This is a genomic window from Amycolatopsis thermalba, from assembly GCF_003385215.1.
GTDB classification, from domain to species: domain Bacteria; phylum Actinomycetota; class Actinomycetes; order Mycobacteriales; family Pseudonocardiaceae; genus Amycolatopsis_E; species Amycolatopsis_E thermalba.
Genome location: NZ_PQHW01000218.1, coordinates 1 through 1,347 on the forward strand (window position 1 = coordinate 1; position 1,347 = coordinate 1,347).

Genomic DNA, 1,347 nt, shown 5'->3' on the forward strand with positions numbered 1-1,347 from the left:
GTACCGCGGCGGCGGTGGAGCTCGGCGAGGGTGGTGAGTGGCAGCGCGCCGTGGGGCGGGTTCTGGGGCTGGGAGCGGTCGGTGGGTGCTGGCCCGCCGTGGCGCGGGCGCTGGCGCTCGGCGGGGCGAGTGGGTCGCAGCGTGCCGCGGTCACGGTGGGGCGTGGCGAGCGTGGTCGGTGGCAGCCCGCCGTGGCGATGGCGGTGGGCCTGGATGCGGGGGCGCGGCAGAGCACCGCCGCGGCGGTGGAGCTCGGTGAGGGTGGTGAGTGGCAGCGCGCCGTGGGGCGGGCGCTGGCGCTCGGCGCGGCGGGTGGGTCGCAGTGTGCCGCGCTCGCGACAGGGCTCGGCGCCCGGCGTGGGCCGCGGGGTGCAGTCGCGGGGGAGGGCGGCCGTCGTCATGATCCGTCCGCCTCCGCGCGTGGCAGCAGCACCCGCACCACCAGGCCGTGCGGGTCCGCCGCGCGCAGCTCGATCCGTCCGCCCCGGCCGGCGGTCAGGCGCTCGGCGATCGCCAGGCCCAGTCCGGTTCCCGGGAGGCCCCGGTGCCGGTCGGCGCGCCAGAACCTCGCCTGCGCCTGCGCCAGCTCCTCCGCGGACAGCCCGGGCCCGGCATCCGCCACCGACACCACCGCCCACGCACCCTCCACGCCGCACGAGACCGAGACCTCCGCGCCCGGCGCGTACTTCAGCGCGTTGTCCAGCAGCACGTCCAGCACCTGCGCCAGCTCCGCCTCCGTCGCCGCCGCACGCGGCGGCTCCCCGGTGGCCCTCTGTGCCTCTGCCGCGTGCAGTGGCTCCCTGGTGAGGTGCGGCGTCATCCCGGCGGGTTGCCTCTGTGCCTCTGCCGTACGCGGCGGCTCCCCGGTGAAGCGCAGCCTCACCCCGGCGCGCTCGGCGGCCGGTTGCCACAGGTGCACCTGCGCCTCCGCCACGGCCGCCGCGTCGCAGGAAGCGCTGTCGCCGGACACGGCCAGCTCGCCGGCCCGGTGCTCGGCCGCCGCCAGGGTCAGCAGGTCGTCCAGCAGAGCCTCCAGACGGTCCAGCTCCCCGACCGCGCCCTCGTAGGTGCGCGCGGCCGACGCGGGCAACGACGGCCCGAGCGCGTCGACCCGCAACCGCAGCGCCGTCATCGGGTTGCGCATCTGGTGCGAGGTGTCGGCGACCAGCCGCCGCTGCTGGTCCAGCGCCGCCGTGACCGCGTCCGACATCCGGTTGAACCCCGCCGTCAGCTGCCGCAGCTCGGGCGGTCCGGCCAGGTCCGCGTGCACCGGCCGCAACCCCGCGGTCAGATCCCCCACCGCCCGGTCCAGCCGCCGCATCGGGCCCAGCACCCACCGCGTCGCAC

1 protein-coding gene is annotated in these 1,347 nt (G+C 78.0%); it reads right to left on the reverse strand.

Annotation, left to right across the window (positions count from 1 at the left end; all coding sequences use genetic code 11):
- Window positions 1-397: 397 nt before the first annotated feature.
- On the reverse strand, window positions 398-1,347 hold a 950-nt coding region (locus D0D15_RS35740; protein WP_162830739.1), incomplete at its 5' end, for a sensor histidine kinase.